The following is a 20958-nucleotide window of genomic DNA, read 5'->3' on the forward strand; positions in this document are numbered from 1 at the left end:
GATCCCGCCCTCCCGCCCTTGATCAGGCGCGGGGGTGGGCCTGCCGATAGGCGGCCCGCAGCCGCTCCACCGACACGTGCGTGTAGATCTGTGTGCTGGCCAGCGACGAGTGGCCCAGCAACTCCTGCACGGCGCGCAGGTCCGCCCCACCTTCGAGCAGGTGGGTGGCCGCCGAGTGCCGGAGGCCGTGCGGGCTCGTCCGGGGCAGGCCGGCGGCCTCGGCGTACGCACCGACGATCTGCCGCGCGGTCGTCGGATTGAGCCGACCGCCCCGGGCGCCCAACAACAGCGCGTTTCCGGAGTGGGTGTTCACCATCGCCGGGCGGCCCAGCCGCAACCAGTCGTCCAACGCCTGCTGTGCGGGCACGCCGTACGGCACCGAGCGCTCCCGTCCACCCTTGCCGAACACCCGGATCACCCGCCGGCCGTGGTCGACGTCAGCGACGTCCAACCCGCAGACCTCACTGACCCGTACGCCGGTGGCGTAGAGCAGCTCCAGCAGCACCCGGTCGCGCAACGGCACAGCGGTCCGCTGTGGTGCGCCCGAGGTCGGCGCAGCCGCCTGGTCCGTGCGCGCCGGGCCGGTGCTCTCCAGTCCCGTGGCCGCCGGGCCGGTGTTCTCTGATTCCGTGGCCGCCGGGGCGGTGTTCTCCGATTCCGTGGCCGCCGGGCCGGTCCCTGTCCGGCGGGTGTCCGGTGGGGCTTCGGGCGTGCCGGTGGTGGTTAACCGCCGACCCGGAGCATCGACCAGGGCAGCGGCTTGGTCGGCGCGCAGCACGCTGGGCAACTCCCGGTGCGCACGCGGGCTGGCCAGCGCCGCACCGACGTCGACGGAGAGCAGCCCGACCCGGTGCGCCCACGCGCTGAACGCCCGCGCCGACGCGGCCCGCCGCGCCAACGAGGTGCGCGCCGCACCTGTGGTGCGCTGCCGCGCCAGCCAACTACGCAGCACCGACAGGTCCAGCTCGGCCAGGTCGACGCAGCCCATCCGAACGGCGTGGTCGAGCAGCGAGACCAGATCGGTGACGTACGCACGGACGGTGTGCGCCGACCGGTTCCGCACCCGGGACAGGTGCTCGGCGAAGTCGTCGACGGCGTCGCGCAGCGCCGGCGGTAGTGCCTGGTGCATGGCCCGGGTGCCCCGCGCAGGTCGACTCACCGCGGGCGCGCCGATCCGGTCGCGGGGAAGGCCCGTCCGTTGACACAGCCACCCGTACCGACAGCTGACACGGCATCAGCCTACGGCTGATCGTCGTACGTCACCGGCCCCGAGCCTTCCCCGCTCATCGCGCCTCGCCGGGCCGGCACCGCCATCGGTTGCCGTCGAGCGCGTCGGTCGGCACCTCAAGCGGTCCCTGCCGGGGCGGTTTCATCGACACCGAATGCCGAGCGCACGGCCCAGCGGTGCCGAAATCGGGGCCCGGAAAGACGATCAGCACGCAAAGCGGACCGGCGGCACAGCCGGGGCACAGCCCGCGGTCAAGATCTGTCAAGCTGCTGCGGTGACGAAGACCGTGCTTGGCGCCGCCCGGGCGCGCCTCGCCTCGCCGCTAGGCGCGCGCGAGCTCGACCTCGACGTCGTACGCGGCGTCGCCATCCTCCTCGCGGTGGGATGGCACCTCGCCGGCAAACCCACGGGTAATCCCGTCAGCGATGTCATGCTGCTGCCCACCCGCACATTCGGCTGGGCCGGAGTCGACCTCTTCTTCGTACTGTCCGGGTTCCTGGTCGGCCGGTTGATCTTCCGCGAGCAGGTACGCACCGGAGGGTTCGACGCGGGGCGGTTCCTGCTACGCCGAGCATTCAAGCTGTGGCCGGTCTACTACCTGTTCATCGCATTCCTCATGATCACCCACCCCTGGGATCCGTGGCAGTTCCTGCCGCAGACCATCCACGTGCAGAACTACACGCAAACCAGGCCCCCGCACCTCTGGTCGCTTGCCGTAGAGGAGCACTTCTACCTCGCGGCCGCACTGCTCCTGCCGATCGCGTTCCGCCGCCGCGTTCGGCCGCAGACCCTCGTCAAGGTCATATTCGGCATCATGGTGGCCACGCTCGTCGGCCGTGTCATCGCGGTCCAGATCGACACGAAACCCGTGCTGATCCAGCAGCTCACCCACTTCCGCGTCGACGCCATGCTCGCCGGCATGCTCCTGGCCGTCGCTTCCGTCTACTACACCGAGCTGTTCGACCGCATCGTGGCCTGGAAATGGCTCTGGCTCGGCGGCACCGTGCTCGGCATCGCCTGGCTCTGGACCAACAACAAGAACTCCGACCACGGCGCCAGCTTCGGCTACTCCGTCGCGTACCTCGGTTCCGCGTCCTTTCTGCTGCTGCTCTACCGGGCCGACTGGGTGGTCCGTTTCCGGGCCGTTCTGCGCCCGATCGGCACGCTCGGTATCTACTCGTACGCGATCTACCTCACCCATGTCTCCGCGGCCGATTACGTCAACCAGGCCGTGGTCAGGGTCGCGCCCTGGGTCAACGAGACCCCACTCCGGCTGGCCGTGCTCTACGCCGGCGTCTTCGCCATCGCGGTGGTGCTTACCCGCGCCGTCGAGTGGCCCGCGCTCAAGCTCCGCGATCGTCTGATTCCGCCGCGGGCACGTGCCGTGCCGCCGGTGCCACCGGAGGAGGCGACGCGGCCGGAGGAGGCGACGCGGCCGGAGGAGGCGACGCAGCCACACACCGCGCTCGACGGACCCACTCAGCAGCTACCGGTCGTCGCCAACCGGTGAACAGCGACAGCGGCCCGGCCGCTGGTGGCCGGGCGCCTTCTCCGGCCCTCTGGGCGGGCCTGTTCCCCGGCCCGGACGCCTTCGCCGGCCCTCTGGGCGGGCCTGTTCCCCGGCCCGCGCGCCTTCACCACGACCAGCCAGCGGCCCGACTATCGGCGGTTGGCCCGCTTGACCAGGACAACGGCCAAACCGGCGATGAACACCGCGGACGTGACGAGACAGCACAGCGTGGCGATGTGCCACGGCTTGATCGCACCCATGACCACGCACCCTAACGGCGGTAACGACTTTTCGACGTCCCACGAAGATGCCCTCTCAGGTCGGCCCGGACCCTCCCGCCACCGCTCCGCGCTTCGCTCGAACGGGTGGGGCCAGGGAGTATCCGTCGTGGCGGCGGACCACCAGGGACAATTCCTCCAGAAGCGACAGCTTGCGTAACGCGGTCCGCACGTCGATGCCGGCGCGGGTGGCAAGTTGATCCACGCCCCACCCGCCCCGGCGGGGGAGCGCCTCCAGCAGTGAGCGCGCGTCGTCGTCGAGCATGTCGGCGGGCCGCTGCGGGCCCCGCGCCGGCGGGGCCAGGTCCACGCCGATCCGGCCCACCTCCTCGAGCACGTGTGCCACCCCGGTGACCAGCCGGGTCTTGGGATTGTCGCGGAGGAACTCGTGCGCGCCGACGGACATCGCCGACGTCACCGGCCCGGGCACCACCATGGCCACCCGACCGGTGTGGACGGCTCGCCGCGCGGTCTGGGTCGCGCCACTGCGCGCCGACGCCTCGACCAGGACGGTGCCCACGGTGCCCGCCGCGATCACCCGGTTGCGGATCAGGAACCGGGGCCGCAGTGGATCGGCGCCGGGCGGCCATTCGCTGACCAGCAGCCCGGTGTCGGCGATCCGGTCGAAGAGCGCGGTGTTGCCCACCGGGTACGGCCGGTCCAGCCCACAGGCGAGCACCGCGACAGTCAGACCGCCGGCGTTGAGGGCTCCCCGGTGAGCGGCGGCGTCGATGCCGAACGCCCCACCCGACACGACCGTCCAGTCCCGCTCGGCCAGCCCGTACCCCAACTCGGTGGCGACGTGCTGGCCATACCCGGTGGCCGCCCGCGCCCCGACCACGGCCACCGAACGATCCAGCGCCTCGCCCAGCGGCCAGGCTCCGCGTACCCAGAAGCAGAGCGGTGGGGCGGTCTCACCGTCCACTCGCCGGGAGACGTCGGGCAGACGCAGCGTGGCCAGGTCGGCGACGCGGGTCGGCCACTCCTCGTCGTCCGGCGTGACCAGTCGGGCACCGAGCCGGTCCGCGCGCTCTATCGCCTCGGCAGCCACCGCGCGGGCGTCGCCGCCGGCCAGCCGGGCGGCGACCGTGCTGTGCAGCCAGCCGTCCGGGCTGCCCCCGTCGAGCAGGAGGTTCAGGGTCGCCACCGGCCCGAGTCGTTCGACCAGCCGGTGAACCGCGCGGGTGCCCGGCTCGGCCAGCCAGGTCAACGCCACCCGGGCGAGTTTGCTCTCGTCGTCGGCGCTCATGCCGTCTCTCCCGTCCGGAGTTGGATCGCTTCCCGGACGTCATCCAGGTCTGGCCGAACTCGGCCGTCCAGGTCGGTGATGGTCCAGGCCATCCGGATGACCCGATCGAAGCCACGTGCCGACAGCGAGCCGGAGTCGAGCCGGCCACGGAGCTCCGCGGTGACCCGGGCGGGCAGTCGCCACGGCGGCCGACGCAGGTGGGGGCCTCCCACCTCGGCGTTGAGCCTGCGGCCGAGGCACGCCCAGCGGGTCGCCGCCGCCTGTCGTGCCGCCGCCACCCGCGCCGCGACCGTCGCCGACGGCTCGGCGTCACTGTCTGCTGCCATCAGGTCGGCCGCCCGCACCGGCATCAGCTGCACCTGTACGTCGATGCGGTCGAGCAGCGGCCCGGAGATCCGGCCCAGGTAACGGCGACGGACCAGCGGGCTGCACTCGCAGTGCGCGTCGCCGGACGGTTTCGCGCACGGGCACGGGTTGGCCGCCAGCACCAACTGGGTCTGGGCCGGGTAGACGGTGCCGCCTCCACTGCGGCTCAGCTGGATGCGACCGTGCTCCAGGGGCTGGCGCAGTGCCTCCAACGCGCCCTTGCTGAACTCCGGGGCCTCGTCCAGAAACAACACCCCTCGGTGAGCCAACGACACCGCGCCGGGCCGGGCCAGCCCCGAGCCGCCGCCGACAAGCGACGGCACCGTCGCCGTATGGTGCGGGGCCTGGAACGGCGGGCGTCGCAGCAGCCGACCGCCCGGCGGCAGCAGCCCGGCGACCGAGTGCAGTGCCGTCACCTCCAGCGCCGCGTCGTCGTCCAGCTCGGGCAGTATCGACGGCAGTCGTTCGGCGAGCATCGTCTTGCCGGCACCTGGAGGGCCGAGCAGCGCGATGTGGTGCCCACCGGCGGCGGCCACCTCCAATGCGCGCCGGCCCACCTGCTGCCCGGCGACATCGGCCAGATCCGGACCTCCGACGGCCGGTGTCGGCGTGGCCGCCGGTGGCTCGATCAGCGGGGTGCCGTCGCGAACGAAGGAGACCAACCGGTGCAGGTGGTCCACCGCTCGCACCCGTACCCCGGGGATGACAGCGGCCTCGGCGGCGTTGCCGAGCGGGACGATCACCCGCTCGACGCCGGCCTGGGCCGCGGCGGCGACCATCGGGAGCACGCCGCGCACCGGCCTGACCGTGCCGTCGAGCCCCAACTCGCCGAGGACCACCACATCATCCAGGGGAAGCAGCGGCAGCTCACCCGAACCGCCAAGCAGAGCTGCCGCGATGGCCAGGTCGAATGCCGAGCCGAACTTCGGCAACGTGGCGGGCAGCAGGTTGAGGGTGATCCGCCGGTTGGGCCATCGTTGGCCGGAGTTGACAACGGCGGCGCGGACCCGGTCGCGGGCCTCGTGCAGGGCGGTGTCCGGCAGACCGGAGATCACCACTGCCGGGAGGCCGGCTGCCAGGTCCGCCTCCACCTCGACCAGGTGGCCGGTCACGCCGACCAGACCCACGCAGAGCACCTTCGCGTAGCTCACGACGCCGCCGACTCTTCGGGAGTGCGCATCTCAGAACGCTCCCTTGAGGTGCTCGACCTGCGCCGGCCCGGCATCCGGTAGTCGCACCGACAGCACGTCGAAGCGCACCTCCTCGGCGGTCGTACCGGTCTCGGTCAGCCAGCGCGCGGCAAGCCCTCGCAGCCGACGGGCCTTGGCCGGCACGACAGCCTCGGCCGGGGTGCCGAAGTCGTCGCCCCGGCGGGTCTTCACCTCGCAGAAGGCGAGCACCGGCCCGTCCCAGGCGATGATGTCGATCTCCCCGGAGGGGCAGCGCCAGTTCTGGGCGATCGGCCGCAGCCCGGCCTCGGTCAGGTGTCGGACGGCGCACCGCTCCCCGTACGCGCCGACCGCCTGGTTCCGCTTCGTCATGCAGGGCACGGTGCCCGTCGGAGTGCGAGCACCGCGACCTCGGCGACATCGCATCTGTGGACAACAGGTGTCCTGTGGACAACCGGACGATCAAGCCCGCGCCGTGCTAGGAGGCCGCGGCCGAGCCCGGCTCACCGCCCGGCTTCCTGAGACGTCGGCTTCCTGAGACGTCGGCTTCCTGAGGACGCCGGTCCCTCATGATCAGGTGATGAAAAGTAGGTTCCAGGACGGTGGAGGATCTACTTTTCATCATTTGATCAACGCTTGCATCGGCCGCGGCGGGTCCTCGCGACTTCTCACCAGCCTCCGTTCGATCGCGCTACCGACCGTGCGGTCGGCAGCGCGGGGCGGGCCGAAATGGCGCGGGCGTGGCCGGTCGCATACGGTGCCTGACGTGGACGGACGACGGAGTTTTCCGGAAGATCAGGAGTCGCGCTGGTACCCCGACGAGCGGGGTCGCGGTTACGGCGAGTCGGAGTGGCGCGGCACCGGCGAACCGCGCTACCGCGACGACGAGATCCCCGAGCAGCGCGGCCCCAAGGAGAGCCGTTCCGTCGAGGACAGCGGGGTCGGCCGTCGCCGAGAGCCGGATTCAGGGCGTTTCGGCGCGGTGGACGCGGGGCGGTTCGGTGGTACGGCGGAGTCGGACTCGGGTCGGCTGAGCGCGGTGGACACCGGTCGTTTCGGTGGTTCGCCGGAATCGGACTCGGGTCGCTTCGGCGCTGTGGACGCTCAGCCGGGTCGGTTCGGCGCGGGCGAGCCCGAGTCGGGACGGTTCGGCGCGGTCGACCCGTTGGGTGACGTGCGGGCGGAGATCGACGGGTACCGGGCCACCCGGTCACGGCGGGCCGACCGGGACTCCTCGGAGGTCTCCGGCGAACTGCCCGGTCGTTGGGTCACCCAGGACGCGGCCGCGGCGGCTGCGCCGCTCGGTGTTCGGGACCAGTCGGAGGTCTCCGGGGAGCTGCCCGGTCGTCGGGCCGCCCGCGAGGCGGCCGGGGCGGACGCACCGCTGACCGTCGGTCGGGAGGAGGTCAGCCGTCCGTCGACGGCGGTGGGCGAGACGCCCGGCGGCGTCCTCGCCGACCAGGCTCGTCCCGCCCCGCTCGGCGGGTACCCGATCATCGATCCCACGCGTGGTGGCGGCGAGACACCGCATCCGTTGGAGATGCCGACCGGTCCGATGCCGGGGATCGGACCCCGCCCCGACCTGCCTACCGGCGAGCCTGCGGTGTACCCGCCGACCGCCGACGGCGTCTACCGGACCCGTCGGCCGGTGCTGGCCGTACTCTTCGCGGTGCTGGTGTTGATCTTCGAGGCTCCCGCGCTGCGGGTGCTGCTCGCGGGCGTGACCGGCGATCCGGTCGACGCGGGGAACGTCGTGGCGGGCATCACCCTGGTCGCCGGGCTGCCGATCTTCGCGATCGGGCTGTACGGGCTCCGAACGGGAGGTCTGGCGCTTTCCGACACCGGCCGGGGTTGGCTGCGCCCACCGACGGCCTACCTGACCGTCGGCCTGGTGCTCTTCATCGCCGCCGCGCTCGCCGCCGGCTGACCGCCGCGCCCGCGGCGCACGCCCGCCCGCCGCGCCCGCCCGCCGCGCGAGCCGCGGGCGTGATCGACACCAGGTCGGCGATGTGGGGGTGTCAGGGCGGCGGGACGGCGCCACTTCGCCGATGTGGAGTCGATCATGAGGCGATTCGGGCGGACCGAGGGCGGACCGAGGGCGGACCGAGGGCGGACCGAGGGCGGATCGGCGAGGCGCGCGGCGAAGGGGGCGGCGCACCCCGCGCACCCCGGGGCGGTTGAACGGGTGAGGGGCGTACACTGGCCAACTGGCGACCGCCTCGTGCGGTCGACCTCGCGTGCCCTCTTCACGAATCGTCGTGGAGCGACGGCCTCCCTGGTCCCGATCCTGATCGGGCCCACCATGGGCCGGCGACCAGGCACCAGGACGCCCGGCCACCGGTCGGGCGTGACAACCAGGGATTCAGAGGAGTACCCCAACCATGGCCGTCGTGACCATGCGCCAGCTGCTGGAGAGTGGTGTCCACTTCGGGCACCAGACCCGGCGCTGGAACCCGAAGATGAAGCGCTTCATCATGACCGAGCGCAACGGCATCTACATCATCGACCTGCGCCAGACCCTCGACTACATCGAGAAGGCGTACGAGTTCGTGCGTGGAACCGTCGCCGAGGGCGGCAGCATCCTGTTCGTCGGCACCAAGAAGCAGGCCCAGGAAGCGATCGCCGAGCAGGCGACCCGGGTCGGCCAGCCGTACGTCAACCACCGCTGGCTCGGTGGCATGCTGACCAACTTCCAGACGGTGTACAAGCGGCTCCAGCGGATGAAGGAGCTGGAGGGCCTGGGTGACCTCAGCGGCACCGCCGCCGGTTACACCAAGAAGGAGACCCTGCAGCTCTCCCGCGAGAAGATCAAGCTGACCCGCACGCTCGGTGGTCTGCGGGACATGCAGAAGCTTCCCGCCGCGGTCTGGATCGTCGACACCAAGAAGGAGCACATCGCCGTCGACGAGGCCCGCAAGCTGGGCATCCCGGTGATCGCGGTGCTGGACACCAACTGCGACCCGGACGAGGTCGACTTCCCGATCCCGGGCAACGACGACGCGATCCGCTCGGCCGAGCTGCTGACCAAGGTCGTCGCCGCCGCCGTCGCGGATGGTCTGATCGCGCGTTCCGGCCGTCGCCGGGGCAACGACGAGAAGCCCGAGGGTGTCGCGAGCGACGAGCCGCTGACCGAGTGGGAGCGCGAGCTGCTCGAGCCGAAGAAGGCTGACGAGTCGGCCGAGCAGGCCGCCACCCCGGAGCAGCCGGCGCAGGCCGCCACCGAGCAGCCGGCGGCCGCCACCGCGGAGTGATCGCACCGTCGCTGCCTCGCCGTCCGTTTTCGCGGACGGCGGGCAGCGACGGTACGCCGGGCACGATCCGCCCGGATCCGGGTAACCGGCACCTCTGACCATCCACACGCCGTCTCAACACCGAAGAGAGAGCCATGTCCCAAATCACCGCCGCGGACGTCAAGAAGCTCCGCGACCTCACCGGCGCCGGCATGATGGACAGCAAGAAGGCGCTGACCGAGGCCGAGGGCGACTTCGACAAGGCCGTCGAGATCCTGCGCGTCAAGGGCGCCAAGGACGTCGGCAAGCGGGCTGGTCGTACGGCCGCCAACGGTCTGGTCGCCCACTCCGGCAAGGCCCTGTTGGAGCTCAACTGCGAGACCGACTTCGTCGCCAAGACCGAGTCGTTCATCGCGCTGGCCCAGCAGCTCGTCGAGCACGGTGAGCGCTCCGGCGTGAACACCGCCGAGGAACTGCTCGCCAGCGAGCTCGACGGCAAGGTCGTCGCCGACCTGATCCAGGAGCAGTCCGCCAAGATCGGCGAGAAGCTGGTCCTCAACCGGTTCGCCAAGGTCGAGGGCACCACCGCCGTCTACCTGCACCGTAAGGCCCAGGACCTGCCGCCGGCCGTCGGCGTGCTGGTGTCGTACACCGGTAAGACCGACGAGGCCGGCGACGCCGACGCCCGTGGTGTGGCCATGCAGATCGCCGCGATGCGACCGAAGTACCTCACCCGGGACGAGGTTCCGGCCGAGATCGTCGAGTCCGAGCGGCGCATCGCCGAGCAGACCGCCCGCGAGGAGAACAAGCCCGAGGCGGCCCTGCCGAAGATCGTCGAGGGTCGGGTGAACTCCTTCTTCAAGGACTACGTCCTGATCGAGCAGGCGTCGGTGGCCGACAACAAGAAGTCGGTGAAGCAGGTGCTGGCCGAGGCCGGCATCGAGGTCACCCGCTTCGTGCGGTTCGAGGTCGGCCAGGCCTGAGCCGTCACCGGGCGCCGTGGGCGCCCGTGGGCAGGAGACGTCGACGAGGAGGCCGCCGGTGTACGTGACAGGCACCGCGGCCTCCTCGTCACATAGGGTCGGCAGCGGCAGGTTCGCGGTACGCGCCGCACGGGGCGTGCGCGTGGTGAAGGGCGGGGCGGATGACGCAGGTTGTGAGTGACCGGACGCTGGAGCTGGACGACCCGACGGCACCGCCGCCGGGGCGTGCCCGCCGGGTGGTGCTGAAGCTCTCCGGTGAGGTGTTCGGCGGCGGCGCGATCGGCGTCGACCCGGACGTCGTCCAGGCCATCGCCCGGCAGATCGCCACCGTGGTCCGCCGCGGCGTGCAGGTCTCCGTGGTGGTCGGCGGCGGCAACTTCTTCCGCGGCGCGGAGCTGCAGAAGCGCGGGATGGACCGGGCCCGCGCCGACTACATGGGCATGCTCGGCACCGTGATGAACTGCCTCGCGCTTCAGGACTTCCTGGAGAAGGAGGGCATCGAGACCCGGGTGCAGAGCGCCATCACGATGGCCCAGGTCGCCGAGCCGTACATCCCGCTGCGGGCGATCCGGCACCTGGAGAAGGGCCGCGTGGTCATCTTCGGCGCCGGCGCCGGGATGCCGTACTTCTCCACCGACACGGTGGCCGCCCAGCGGGCGCTGGAGATCCGGGCCGACGTGGTGCTGATGAGCAAGAACGGGGTGGACGGCGTCTACACCGCCGATCCCCGGATCGACCCCACCGCCAGCAAGCTCGACTCGATCACCTTCTCCGAGGTGCTGCGCCGTAACCTGCGGGTGGCCGACGCGGCGGCGTTCAGCCTCTGCATGGAGAACGGCCTGCCGATGCTGGTCTTCGGCGCGCAGGGTGACGACACCATCATCCGCGCAGTGGGTGGCGACAAGATCGGCACCCTGATCACCGCCTGAACCCGCCGATCGCGGTGGCGGCGGTTTGACGACTTTCAGCAGGGCCCACGACGAGCACAGAAGGAGGCGAGGAGACCGGTGATCGACGACACCCTCCTCGAGGCCGAGGAGAAGATGGAGCGTGCGGTCGAGCACGCCAAGGAGGAGTTCGGCGCCATCCGCACCGGCCGCGCCAACCCCGCCATGTTCTCCAAGGTCATCATCGACTACTACGGCACGCCCACGCCGCTGACCCAGATGGCGTCCATCGCGATCCCCGAGCCACGGATGGCGATCATCAAGCCGTACGACAACTCGCAGATCAACGCGATGGAGAAGGCGATCCGCGACTCGGACCTCGGGGTGAACCCGAACAACGAGGGCACCCAGCTGCGCATCCTGCTCCCGCAGATGACCGAGGAACGCCGCCGCGACATGATCAAGGTGGCCCGGCACAAGGGCGAGGAGGCCAAGGTGGCGATCCGCAACGTCCGCCGCCGTGGCAAGGAGGAGCTGGACCGCATCGTCAAGGACGGCGAGGCCGGCGAGGACGAGGGTCGCCGCGCCGAGAAGGAGCTCGACGACCTGACCCAGCGCTACGTCGCCAGCATCGACGACCTGGTCAAGCACAAGGAAACCGAGCTGCTCGAAGTCTGACCGCGTCTGCCCGCCCACGCGGGTGGGACGCTCCGAGGCCCGTTCCCCGAGGTGGGAACGGGCCTCGTGTCGTACGTCAGCAGGGAATCCAGACGGTCCTGGTGCTCTCCGCCAACTGCTCCCCGGTGTACGCGTCGCGTAGCGCGAAGCGGACGGTGGCCTTGCCCGGGTGTAGCACCGGATCTCTCCGCGCGAAGCCCATCGCGAGTTCGGCGGTGCCGCCGTCGCACTGGATCTCGCCGGCGCCCCGTCCCGAGGTGGCCCAGAGAGTGGGCAGACCGTCCTGCACGAGCGAGGCCGACATCAGGTACGGGCCGGCCGGGCAGGAGCGGGCGGTGGCGTCGACGCTCGTCGCCGGGTACGCCTCGCCGGGCTCGGCCCCCGGCGGCTCGAACAGGTACAACTCGCTGGCGTGGCGATCGATGGTGATCCTGGTGGGTGCCGCGGCGGCGGCCGGTGCCCCCGCTGCCAGGACGATGGCGGCCACGGTCGACGCCGCCAGACTGACCTTGTGCATGTGTGTGCCCTTCCCCCGTCGGACACGCCGGCGGGAGCCGGCGCGACACCACCCGACCACGTGGGGTGTGCCCGGCTCAGTTCCTGATCGGGCAGGCGACCAGTCGGATCGATGGTTGCCGTTCATCCCGAGGTGCGGTACCGGTCTGGTGTCCGCCGCCGTCAGGCGGACCGGTGACCAGGGCGGGGCCCGTCGGTGTGCCTCGTCCGCCGTGCCGGTGCGGCGGGTGCAGTAGGCTCGGCAGGATTCCCGGCCACCGGGTGGTGAACCCCGGGAATCGACCGACCGTCGAGGCGGTCAACCGGAGGAACATCGCGCCTGTAGGGGATGCTTGTGGTCGTGCGTCATGTGGTGGTTCTCGCGCCCCGTCGCGGTGTGTGATGTCCCGCCCCGACCCCTACGGCAACGAGCCTCGTGGCTGGGACCGCCCGGAGCGCCCGGTGGCGCTGCCCTGGCCCGATCAGGAGCTGGACGCCGGCCAGTGGAGCCGCCGTCCCACGGCCGGCCCCGAGCTGTACGCCGACCCGCACGCCCGGCCGTACGCCGAGCCGCATCCGACCGGCCCGTACGACGAGCGTGGCCGTGTGGTCCGCCCGGACGACCGGGACCGTCTCGACGACCGTGACCGGCGCGGTCGTTTCGACGACCGGGACCGGCACGAGGACGACCGGAACCAGCCCGACCGGTACGACGACCGGGGCCGTTCCGGCCGATACGTCGATCGTCCGCCGGTCGGTCCGGACGGCGGCCCGATCCACCCGGGCGGCCCCCGCCGCTACGACGAGCCCGAGCGCTACGACGAGCCGGAACCCTTCGACGGGCCGGTCCGGTACGACGAGGACGCCTACCCGACCGCGCAGCTCGCGCCCATCGGTGCCGAACTGCTGCCGGACCCGGAGCCGGTGGACGAGCCGGAGCCGCCGTCCGGTCGACGGACGAAGGGTCGGCGTCGGGCCAGCGTCGACCGACCTGCCACCCAGCAGGTGGGCAACGGGCGAGCCGGCCGTAATCTCCCGGCGGCGATCGGGGTCGGGCTGGGGCTCGGCGCGCTGATCGTGGTGCCGCTGGTGTTCTACCCGTTGGCGTTCCTGCCGGTGATCGCCGGTGCCGTCGCCATCGGCATCTGGGAGATGGCCCGGGCGGTCCGACGCAGTGGCGCCCACCCACCGCTGGTGCCGCTGATCGCCGGCGGGGTGCTGACCGTGGGCCTGGCCTGGTTCGCCGGCCCGGACGCGCTCAGCCTGGGGCTGCTCGTCACCGTGCTGGGCACCATGATCTGGCGGCTCGGTGACGGTCCGGCCGGTTTCCAGCGGGACCTCACGGCGGCCACCCTCATCGCCGTCTACGTGCCGTTCCTCGCCGGGTTCGCGGCGTTGCTGGCGGCGGCCCCCGACGACGGTCCGCTGCGGATCCTGGCCACGCTGGTCGCGGTGGTCCTCTCCGACACCGGCGGGTACGCGGCCGGCGTCTCGTTCGGCAAGCACCCGATGGCCCCGTCGATCAGCCCGAAGAAGTCCTGGGAGGGCTTCGCCGGCTCGGTCACCGCGGCGGCGCTGGGCAGCGCGTTGCTGCTGTGGCTGATGTTCGAGGTGGCCCCCTGGTGGGGTGCGCTGTTCGGGGTGGCGGTGTCCGGCGCGGCGGTCCTCGGTGACCTGGCCGAGTCGATGATCAAGCGGGATCTCGGTGTCAAGGACATGAGCAACCTGCTGCCCGGCCACGGCGGTCTGATGGACCGACTGGACTCGATCCTCTTCGCGGTGCCGACCGCGTACCTGCTGCTGGCCGTCTTCGTGCCGATGGTGAACTGAGGCATGGATCACGGCGTTCCGGTCGTCCGGCTGCGGGGGTCGCGGCCCGTTCGGCACCTCCGGATCGGCACCTGCCGCCGACGGCGTGACACACTGGACCAGCCATGACGAGCTTGCCGTTGATCCCCGCCATCTCGGATGCCCCCGCCGCGCGCCGGGCCTCCATGCCGCCGAAGCACCTCGCCGACCTGGACCTGGCCGGTCGCCAGGCGCTGGTCACCGAGTTGGGTGAGCCCGCCTTCCGTGCCAAGCAGGTCTCGAACCACTACTTCGGGCGGTTGGTCCGTGACCCGCAGGCCATGACCGACCTGCCCGCGGCGACCCGGGAGCGGTTGTCCGAGCAGTTGATGCCCACACTGCTCACCCCGGTGCGGGAGCTGGCCTGTGACGACGGCGCGACCCGCAAGGCGCTCTGGCGACTGCACGACGGTGCTCTGGTGGAGAGCGTGCTGATGGGCTACCCGGACCGGGTCACCGTCTGCATCTCCAGCCAGGCGGGCTGCGGCATGGCGTGCCCGTTCTGCGCGACCGGCCAGGCCGGGCTGACCCGTAACCTGTCCACCGCCGAGATCGTCGACCAGGCGGTCTACATGGCCGGGGTGGCGGCCTCCGGCGTGGTCGCCGGGTCCCCACCGCGGCTGTCGCGTGTCGTCTTCATGGGCATGGGCGAGCCGTTGGCCAACTACAACCGGGTCGTCGCGGCGATCCGCCGCCTGGTCAGCCCTGCTCCGGAGGGGCTCGGCCTGTCCCAGCGGCACATCACCGTTTCCACGGTCGGTCTGGTTCCGGCCATCCACCGACTGGCCAGCGAAGACCTCTCTGTGACCCTTGCGCTGTCGTTGCACGCGCCCGATGATGATCTGCGCGACGAACTCGTGCCGGTGAACCAGCGCTGGAAGGTAGCCGAGGTGCTGGACGCAGCGTGGGACTACGCCGACCGGACGGGCCGTCGCGTGTCGATCGAGTACGCAATGATCAAGGACGTGAACGACCAGCCCTGGCGGGCCGACCTCCTCGGGCGGCTGCTGGCCGGCAAATTGACCCACGTGAACCTCATTCCGCTCAATCCGACGCCGGGCAGTCGCTGGGACGCGAGCCCGAAGCCGGTCGAGCGGGAGTTCGTCCGGCGGTTGCGCGACGCCGGGGTGTCCACCACCGTGCGGGACACCCGAGGTCGCGAGATCGACGGCGCGTGTGGCCAACTCGCCGCCGCCGAGGACAACGACACCAACACCGACCGCGCCGGAGAGGCACCGGCGTGACCGGGCGTGGCGAACGAGACCAGGAGACATAGTGGCGAGTCAGGGTCAGCGTTTCCGGCGCAAGGCGCTCCGCCGGGGATACAAGGTCGACGAGGTGGATGCCTTCCTCGACCGGGTCGAGGCGACGCTCGACGGCCGACAGGTCGGGGCGCCGGTGGCCTCCCAGGAGGTCCACGACGTCGTCTTCCGGGTCCGGTTCAACGGCTACGACGAGTGGCAGGTCGACCTGCACCTCGACCGCGTGGAGCGGCAGTTGGCCGAGCTGGAGGAGCGCAACAGCGCCGGGCGCGGTGGCGACCCCCGAATGGCTGACCGGCTGGGCCCACCGGACCGGATGGGTCCGCCGATGCGTGACGAGCGGGGGATGGCACCACCGATGCCGCCGCGACCGATGCCCGCCCAGGCCGGTCCGCCCGCCGACCGCTACGGCCGCTACGACGAGCCGACCGGCGCCTTCGCCGGTGGGTACGACGGCCCCCGTGGCGGTTACGACGCCCCGCGCGGACCGGCCGGCCCCGGCCCGATGGGTCCCGGCGGTCCGATGGGCCCCGGTCCGATGGGTCCCGGTCCGATGGGTGGCCACGGCGCTCCGCCGCGCGGTCTCCCCGCCGGCCCTTCCGGGTACGGTCAGGACGACCAGCGCGCGCCGGGTGGCTACGGCCCGGGCCCGGACGACCAGCGGGCGCCCGGCGGCTACGGTCCGCCGGAGGAGTCGCGTTTCGACGGCTTCGAGGCCGGTCGGCACGGCCGCACCGACATGACCGCCGAGATCCGGATGCCGGAGCGGGATCTGCGTGACATGCGCCGGGGTCCGGCCGGTCCGCCTCAGCTGCCCCAGCAGGGCATGGCCGGCCCGCCGATGGCCGGTCCGCCCGCGGTGCCCGGCCCTCCGATGGGTGGCCCCCCGATGGTCGGTCCGCCGATGGCCGGTCCGCCCGGCAGCGACCTGTACCGGGTCGACCAGATCCGCCGCAGCTTCCAGGTCCGTCGGTTCGGCAGCGGGTACGACCCCGACCAGGTGGACCGGTTCTTCGAAACCCTGCTCGGCGGCATGCAGCGCCGCAACCCGATGCCGGTCGACCCGAAGGACCTCGACACGCTGCGGTTCGGGCTGGTCCCGGGCGGCTACTTCGAGGCCGAGGTGGACGCCGCGCTGAAGGACGTGCAGGACATTCTCTTCGGGCGCTGACCCCGACGCGTACGGACGAGGGCCCGTCCCCCGGGTGGGGGCGGGCCCTCGGCGTTGTCGACCGCTCGTCCGGCGGACGGGCGGGTCAGGAGCGCAGACCGCTGCGCCGCAGCACGATGTCACCGATCACGATGATCAGCAGCAGTGCGGCCAGGCCGATCAGCCAGAGGTCCTCGACCCTGCCCTCGTGGTTGCCGCAGATCATCGCCAGCAGCGCCAGCGCCGACAGCACCGCGCCGATCTGCCCGGCCTTGCGGTGCCCGGGCTTGTGCTGGTCCGGCGACGTTACCGGCTCGCTTCCTGCCACTGTCGGTCCTTCCCTCGCGATCGGATCTTTGGTTAGTCTGGCACGCCTCCCGCTCGGCCCGGCGGGGTGGGGGTTTCCTGGCCCTCAGGCTCTGCCCATCCGGGTCGAATGGCACTACCGGCGTCGCGGGGCGACGGTCAGACTCACTCCGGTAGCGTTTGGCGTACACCTGATTGTCTGTTTGAGGGGGACTGTGCGGTGCGAGTGACCGGAACCGGGCACGCCAGCATGCGGATCGACACGGCCGCGGGCAGCATCCTGTGCGACCCGTGGGTCAACCCGGCGTACTTCGCCTCGTGGTTCCCCTTCCCGGACAATTCCCTGCTCGACTGGGAGAGCCTGGGCCAGGTCGACTACCTGTACGTCTCCCACCTGCACCGGGACCACTTCGACGCGAAGCACCTGCGGGACTTCGTCTCGAAGGAGGCGACAGTCCTGCTCCCCGAGTTCCCCACCTCGGAGATGGAGGACGAGTTCCGGGCGCTGGGCTTCACCAAGTTCCTGAAGGCGCCCAACGAGCAGGTGGTGGAGCTTCCCGGCGGCCTGAAGATCATGATCCAGGCGCTGACCAGCCCGACCGACGGCCCGATCGGCGACTCGTCGCTCTGGGTCGAGTACGACGGGGTGCGGCTGCTCAACCAGAACGACGCCCGTCCGACCGACCTGAGCGTCTTCGCCGAGTTGGGGCACGTGCACGCGCACCTGCTGCAGTTCTCCGGCGCGATCTGGTACCCGATGGTCTACGAGCTGCCGCAGGCGGCGAAGACCGCGTTCGGCAAGCAGAAGCGGGACCGGCAGTTCGACCGGACGTGGCGCTACATCGACGACCTGAAGGCCGACCACGTCTTCCCGATCGCCGGCCCGCCGTGCTTCCTCGACGACGCCCTGTGGCAGTTCAACGACATCCACGGCGACGAGGGCAACATCTTCCCCGACCAGTCGGTGTTCCTCACCGAGTACGCGAAGGTCGGCGGCACCAACGGGATCGTGCTGCTGCCGGGCAGCGTCACCGAGGTCACCACCGAGGGCGCGAGCACGACCCACCCGGTGCCGGTGGAGGAGTTCTTCGCGAACAAGGTCGCCCACCTGGAGGAGATGCGGGAGCGCAAGCGCCCGATCATCGAGGCGGAGAAGGCGTCCTGGCGGCACCCCGAGGTGGACGTCCTCGGCGAGATGAAGCGTCGGATCGAGCCCCTGCTCGAGGAGTCGATCTACCTGGCCAAGGGGGTCGGTGGCCCGGTCCGCTTCGACCTGGTCGGCTACGACGGCGAAAGCGTCGAGTCGATCGTGGTGGACTTCCCAGGCAAGGAGGTCCGGCCGTACGCCGACGAGAAGGTCCGCTACCGGTTCCGCACCGAGCGGTCGTTGATCGAGCACCTGCTCTTCATCGACGAGGTGGACTGGGTCAACTCGCTCTTCCTGTCCTGCCGGTTCTCGGCCGCCCGGATCGGCCAGTACAACGAGTTCGTCTACGCGTTCTTCAAGTGCCTGTCCGAGGAGCGTCTCCAGTACGCCGAGGGCTGGTACGACGAGCACGAGCGCACCACCGACGCCGAGGACATCACCCTGGGCGACTGGGTGGTGCAGCGACGCTGCCCGCACCTGAAGGCCGACCTGACCCGCTTCGGCATCGTCGAGGGTGACCAGCTCACCTGCCAGCTGCACGGTTGGCGCTTCGACCTGCCCAGCGGCCGTTGCCTGACCAGCGTCGGCCACAAGGTCCGCGCCCACCGGGTCGACGCCGAGACCCCGGCCCCGGCCGGGGAGGCGCTCAGCTGACGTACCGGCCGGGGCGCCTGAGGTGGCGCCCCGGCGATCCGTGTCCGCCCGGCCCCCCGATACGCCACGATGCAATGGAGGGCGGCGAAAGCCGCAGTCCGGTAGCTACCGGACACCATTGAGAGCGGGGCGGGCGTGGCGGGGGCGGACGCGCGACAGGGTTCGTACCGGTTCGGGCGCGGCCGGGAGATGACCCGGGACGCGGCGCGGGTGGAGACGTTCAGCGACGGGGTCTTCGGGGTCGTCCTGACGGTGATGGCCGTCGAGCTGCTCCAGACCGGCCCGGCCCGGGTGGGCGGGAGGGAACTCCCGGAGGCCCTGGCCGACGCCTGGCCGTCCTACCTGGCGTACGTGATCACCTTCGGGATCGCCGGTCAGGTCTGGATCGCCCACCACAACATCTGGCGGTACGTGGTCCGGGTCGACCAACTGCTGCTGGTGCTCAACCTGCTCGTGCTGCTGTTCATCGCCACCATCCCGTTCACCGCCGACCTGTTGTCGGACAATCTGCGGGGCAGCGCCACCGAGCAGCGGCTGACCGCCGCCCTCTACCTCGGCACCGTGCTCGGTGAGGCGGTCTTCGTCAACCTGAGCTGGTGGTGGGCCCGCCGCGCCGGGCTGCTGCACGCCGACCTGGATCCCCGACTGGCTCGGGCGATCGCCCGCCGGATACGGCTGAAGCCGCTGCTCTACCTGGTCGCGTTCGCCGCCGTCTTCGTCGACCCGATCCTGAGCCTCTGCGCGTACCTCCTGTTGGTCGCCTTCTATCTCGTCGGTGGCCCGGGTGACCTGCGGCCGTACGCACACCGGGCCGAGGAGGCCTCAGCGACCTAGGTCCGCGAGGATGCGACGGGCGGCGTTGTGGCCGGCGGCGCCGATGACGCTGCCGGCCGGGTGGCAGCCGGCGCTGCCCGCGTACACGCCGTCGATGCCGGTGGCGTAGGGCATCCGGTCGGTGAACGAGACGGTGTTGTCGACGTGGTGGATGTGCCCACCGGTGATGCCGAAGTGCTCCTCGATGCCGGGCGGGGGCAGGGGCACCGCGTCGGCGATCAGGTCACCGGTGCCCGGGGCGTACCGCTCGACGATCTCGACCAGCCGCTCGAGGTAGCCGGGCAGTTCCGCGTCCCAGGTCGTGCCGGCCAGCTCGTAGGGGACCGACTGGACGAACAACGCCGACGAGTGGTGCCCGGCGGCGTCGGAGAGCGACGGGTCGACGGTGGTGTGCAGGTACCACTCGATCGTCGGCTCCGCCGGCAGTCGCCCGGCCTGCACGTCCGCCCACATCGCCCGCAGCGCGGTCATCGGTGAGGTGGCCTCCCCACCGACCAGCGAGGCGGAGCCGGGCAGCAGGTGGATGGTCGACCCGAACGGGCTCGGCGTGCCCGCCGGCAGGCAGGAGAACCGGGGCAGCCCGGTGAGCGCCAGGTTGAGCTTGAGGGTGGTGCCGGGGCGGCGGACGGCCGCCATCCGTTCGCTGAGTGGCGCCGGGAGCGCGCCGTCGGGCAACAGGTCCATCAGCCGGTACGGGTCACACGCGCCGAGCACCACGGGGGCGGCGACCTGTCGGCCGTCGGCCAGTACGACGCCGCTGGCCGCGCCGCCGTCCACTGTCACCGCGCTCACCGGCGTACCGGTGCGGATCGTCGCCCCGGCGGCGCGGGCGGCCTCGGCGAACGTCCGGGAGACCGTGCCCATCCCACCCTCGGCGATCATCCAGGTGCCGCCCGAGCCCGGGAGCCGGCACATGTTGTGCACGAGGAAGTTGTGGCCCGTCCCGGGGTCGTCCGGGCCGGCGTTGAGACCGGACAGCCCGTCGGTGACCGCGTACATGCTGACCAGCAGTTCGGAGCGGAACTCGAACCGGGCCAGGTAGTCGGCGACCGAACCCTGGACGAGGTCGACGAAGACCTGCCGCAGCGCCGGTCGGACGTGCCGCTCGGCGGTCTCCTGGACGCTCAGCGGCTCGGCCAGCCAGGCCGGGGCGAGGTCCTCGCGCAGCGCCGCCAGCTCGGCCTGCATGGCGTCGTCGGCGGCCACGTCGGCGGGGGAGAAGAACTCGGCGAGCTGTGCCCGGGTCGCGGCGGTGTCACTGCCGAAGAGCAGGTACGGCGAGCCGAGCCCGCCCGGTGTGGGCAGGAAGTAGTGCGGGTCGCGGCGCAGCACCGGGATCCGCACGTCGAGGGTGGCGAGCAACTCCGGCGGCATCAGCCCGAGCAGGTACGAGCCGGTGGAGTGGCGCAGGCCCGGCACCTTCGGGAACGGGTTCTCGGTGCGGGTCGCGCCACCGAGCACGTCGGCGGCCTCCAGCACCAGGACGTCCAGGCCCGCGCGGGCCAGCAGGACTGCGGAGACCAGGCCGTTGTGCCCGGCACCGACGATCACGACGTCGGCGCGGGCCGGAATCTCACTGCTCATGCCGCGGCAGCGTAGTCCGCTCCGCCGGGTCCGGGCAGCCCTTCGCCCGCCTAGCCGTCACCCCTCGTTCACCGGGCAGTGGCTGTGATCGATGCCGCTG

General features: G+C 71.5%; 17 protein-coding genes and 1 pseudogene. 11 read left to right on the forward strand and 7 right to left on the reverse strand.

All coding sequences use genetic code 11. The features are described 5' to 3' along the window. Positions 1-22 precede the first annotated feature (22 nt). The gene (locus O7616_RS11845; protein WP_282307597.1) at positions 23-1129 is read right to left on the reverse strand and encodes a tyrosine-type recombinase/integrase; all 1107 of its coding nucleotides are present in this window, start codon (positions 1127-1129) and stop codon (positions 23-25) included. Between the two features lie 373 nt (positions 1130-1502). Here O7616_RS11845 and O7616_RS11850 point away from each other — a divergent pair, with 373 nt between their 5' ends. Then, positions 1503-2738: an acyltransferase gene (locus O7616_RS11850; RefSeq protein WP_282306840.1), complete on the forward strand. Its 1236-nt coding sequence runs from the start codon at positions 1503-1505 to the stop codon at positions 2736-2738. Positions 2739-3053: 315 nt separating this feature from the next. Here O7616_RS11850 and O7616_RS11855 read toward each other — a convergent pair whose 3' ends face one another. From O7616_RS11855 to O7616_RS11865, 3 genes are read right to left on the reverse strand one after another with little or no spacing between them, the layout of a single operon-like run. Further along, a complete protein-coding gene (locus tag O7616_RS11855) occupies positions 3054-4265 on the reverse strand; it encodes a DNA-processing protein DprA (RefSeq protein WP_282306841.1) in 1212 nt (403 codons plus the stop codon). After that, on the reverse strand, positions 4262-5782 hold the full coding sequence (locus O7616_RS11860; protein ID WP_282306843.1) for a YifB family Mg chelatase-like AAA ATPase: 1521 nt from the start codon (positions 5780-5782) through the stop codon (positions 4262-4264). Before O7616_RS11860 ends, O7616_RS11855 begins: the two co-directional genes overlap by 4 nt. Positions 5783-5812: 30 nt before the next feature. After that, positions 5813-6172 (reverse strand): YraN family protein, encoded by a 360-nt coding sequence (locus tag O7616_RS11865; protein WP_282306844.1) that lies wholly within the window; start codon positions 6170-6172, stop codon positions 5813-5815. 357 nt (positions 6173-6529) lie between these two features. On the opposite strand from O7616_RS11865, the pseudogene O7616_RS11870 reads away from it, so the two are divergent. The 5 genes and pseudogenes from O7616_RS11870 to frr all read left to right on the forward strand — a co-directional run bounded on the left by O7616_RS11870 (position 6530) and on the right by frr (position 11578). Beyond that, positions 6530-7727, forward strand: a pseudogene (locus tag O7616_RS11870) (hypothetical protein). Positions 7728-8181: 454 nt separating this feature from the next. Beyond that, a complete protein-coding gene (gene rpsB / locus O7616_RS11875) occupies positions 8182-9051 on the forward strand; it encodes a 30S ribosomal protein S2 (RefSeq protein ID WP_282306846.1) in 870 nt (289 codons plus the stop codon). Positions 9052-9185: 134 nt separating this feature from the next. Further along, the gene (gene tsf, locus O7616_RS11880; RefSeq protein ID WP_282261946.1) at positions 9186-10013 is read left to right on the forward strand and encodes a translation elongation factor Ts; all 828 of its coding nucleotides are present in this window, start codon (positions 9186-9188) and stop codon (positions 10011-10013) included. 161 nt (positions 10014-10174) lie between these two features. Next, positions 10175-10942, forward strand: a complete 768-nt coding sequence (gene pyrH / locus O7616_RS11885; RefSeq protein WP_030335195.1) for a UMP kinase — start codon at positions 10175-10177, stop codon at positions 10940-10942. A gap of 78 nt (positions 10943-11020) precedes the next feature. Next, entirely contained in the window at positions 11021-11578 is a 558-nt protein-coding gene (gene frr, locus O7616_RS11890; RefSeq protein WP_282306847.1) for a ribosome recycling factor, read from the forward strand. Between the two features lie 76 nt (positions 11579-11654). Here the strand turns inward: frr and O7616_RS11895 are convergent, their stop codons facing one another. Further along, the gene (locus O7616_RS11895; RefSeq protein WP_282261942.1) at positions 11655-12095 is read right to left on the reverse strand and encodes a hypothetical protein; all 441 of its coding nucleotides are present in this window, start codon (positions 12093-12095) and stop codon (positions 11655-11657) included. A gap of 380 nt (positions 12096-12475) precedes the next feature. On the opposite strand from O7616_RS11895, the gene O7616_RS11900 reads away from it, so the two are divergent. From O7616_RS11900 to O7616_RS11910, 3 genes are all read left to right on the forward strand, one after another. Further along, positions 12476-13903 carry a phosphatidate cytidylyltransferase gene (locus tag O7616_RS11900; protein WP_282306848.1) on the forward strand — a complete coding sequence of 476 codons (1428 nt, stop codon included), beginning with the start codon at positions 12476-12478 and terminating at the stop codon, positions 13901-13903. A 104-nt stretch (positions 13904-14007) separates the two neighbouring features. Beyond that, positions 14008-15165 carry a 23S rRNA (adenine(2503)-C(2))-methyltransferase RlmN gene (gene rlmN, locus O7616_RS11905; protein WP_282261938.1) on the forward strand — a complete coding sequence of 386 codons (1158 nt, stop codon included), beginning with the start codon at positions 14008-14010 and terminating at the stop codon, positions 15163-15165. Between the two features lie 31 nt (positions 15166-15196). Continuing rightward, positions 15197-16354: a DivIVA domain-containing protein gene (locus O7616_RS11910; protein WP_282261936.1), complete on the forward strand. Its 1158-nt coding sequence runs from the start codon at positions 15197-15199 to the stop codon at positions 16352-16354. A gap of 85 nt (positions 16355-16439) precedes the next feature. Here the strand turns inward: O7616_RS11910 and O7616_RS11915 are convergent, their stop codons facing one another. Beyond that, positions 16440-16661 carry a DUF2631 domain-containing protein gene (locus O7616_RS11915; RefSeq protein ID WP_088991027.1) on the reverse strand — a complete coding sequence of 74 codons (222 nt, stop codon included), beginning with the start codon at positions 16659-16661 and terminating at the stop codon, positions 16440-16442. Between the two features lie 198 nt (positions 16662-16859). Between O7616_RS11915 and O7616_RS11920 the strand changes: the two genes are divergently transcribed. Then, complete coding sequence (locus tag O7616_RS11920; RefSeq protein ID WP_282306849.1) at positions 16860-18440, forward strand: Rieske 2Fe-2S domain-containing protein; 1581 nt, start codon at positions 16860-16862, stop codon at positions 18438-18440. Between the two features lie 189 nt (positions 18441-18629). Next, positions 18630-19274: a TMEM175 family protein gene (locus O7616_RS11925; RefSeq protein ID WP_282307598.1), complete on the forward strand. Its 645-nt coding sequence runs from the start codon at positions 18630-18632 to the stop codon at positions 19272-19274. Here the strand turns inward: O7616_RS11925 and O7616_RS11930 are convergent. After that, positions 19263-20858: an NAD(P)/FAD-dependent oxidoreductase gene (locus tag O7616_RS11930; RefSeq protein ID WP_282306850.1), complete on the reverse strand. Its 1596-nt coding sequence runs from the start codon at positions 20856-20858 to the stop codon at positions 19263-19265. The two genes, O7616_RS11925 and O7616_RS11930, sit on opposite strands and share 12 nt — an antisense overlap. Positions 20859-20958 lie beyond the last annotated feature (100 nt).

Source organism: Micromonospora sp. WMMD964 (genome assembly GCF_029581455.1).
Taxonomy (GTDB): domain Bacteria; phylum Actinomycetota; class Actinomycetes; order Mycobacteriales; family Micromonosporaceae; genus Micromonospora.

Coding starts and splice junctions, on each gene's coding strand:
- rlmN (WP_282261938.1), top strand. CDS start 14,008: ATGACGAGCTTGCCGTTGATCCCCGCCATCTCGGATGCCCCCGCCGCG.
- O7616_RS11895 (WP_282261942.1), bottom strand. CDS start 12,095: ATGCACAAGGTCAGTCTGGCGGCGTCGACCGTGGCCGCCATCGTCCTG.
- O7616_RS11930 (WP_282306850.1), bottom strand. CDS start 20,858: ATGAGCAGTGAGATTCCGGCCCGCGCCGACGTCGTGATCGTCGGTGCC.
- rpsB (WP_282306846.1), top strand. CDS start 8,182: ATGGCCGTCGTGACCATGCGCCAGCTGCTGGAGAGTGGTGTCCACTTC.
- O7616_RS11925 (WP_282307598.1), top strand. CDS start 18,630: ATGACCCGGGACGCGGCGCGGGTGGAGACGTTCAGCGACGGGGTCTTC.
- pyrH (WP_030335195.1), top strand. CDS start 10,175: ATGACGCAGGTTGTGAGTGACCGGACGCTGGAGCTGGACGACCCGACG.
- O7616_RS11855 (WP_282306841.1), bottom strand. CDS start 4,265: ATGAGCGCCGACGACGAGAGCAAACTCGCCCGGGTGGCGTTGACCTGG.
- tsf (WP_282261946.1), top strand. CDS start 9,186: ATGTCCCAAATCACCGCCGCGGACGTCAAGAAGCTCCGCGACCTCACC.
- O7616_RS11900 (WP_282306848.1), top strand. CDS start 12,476: ATGTCCCGCCCCGACCCCTACGGCAACGAGCCTCGTGGCTGGGACCGC.
- O7616_RS11845 (WP_282307597.1), bottom strand. CDS start 1,129: ATGCACCAGGCACTACCGCCGGCGCTGCGCGACGCCGTCGACGACTTC.
- O7616_RS11865 (WP_282306844.1), bottom strand. CDS start 6,172: ATGACGAAGCGGAACCAGGCGGTCGGCGCGTACGGGGAGCGGTGCGCC.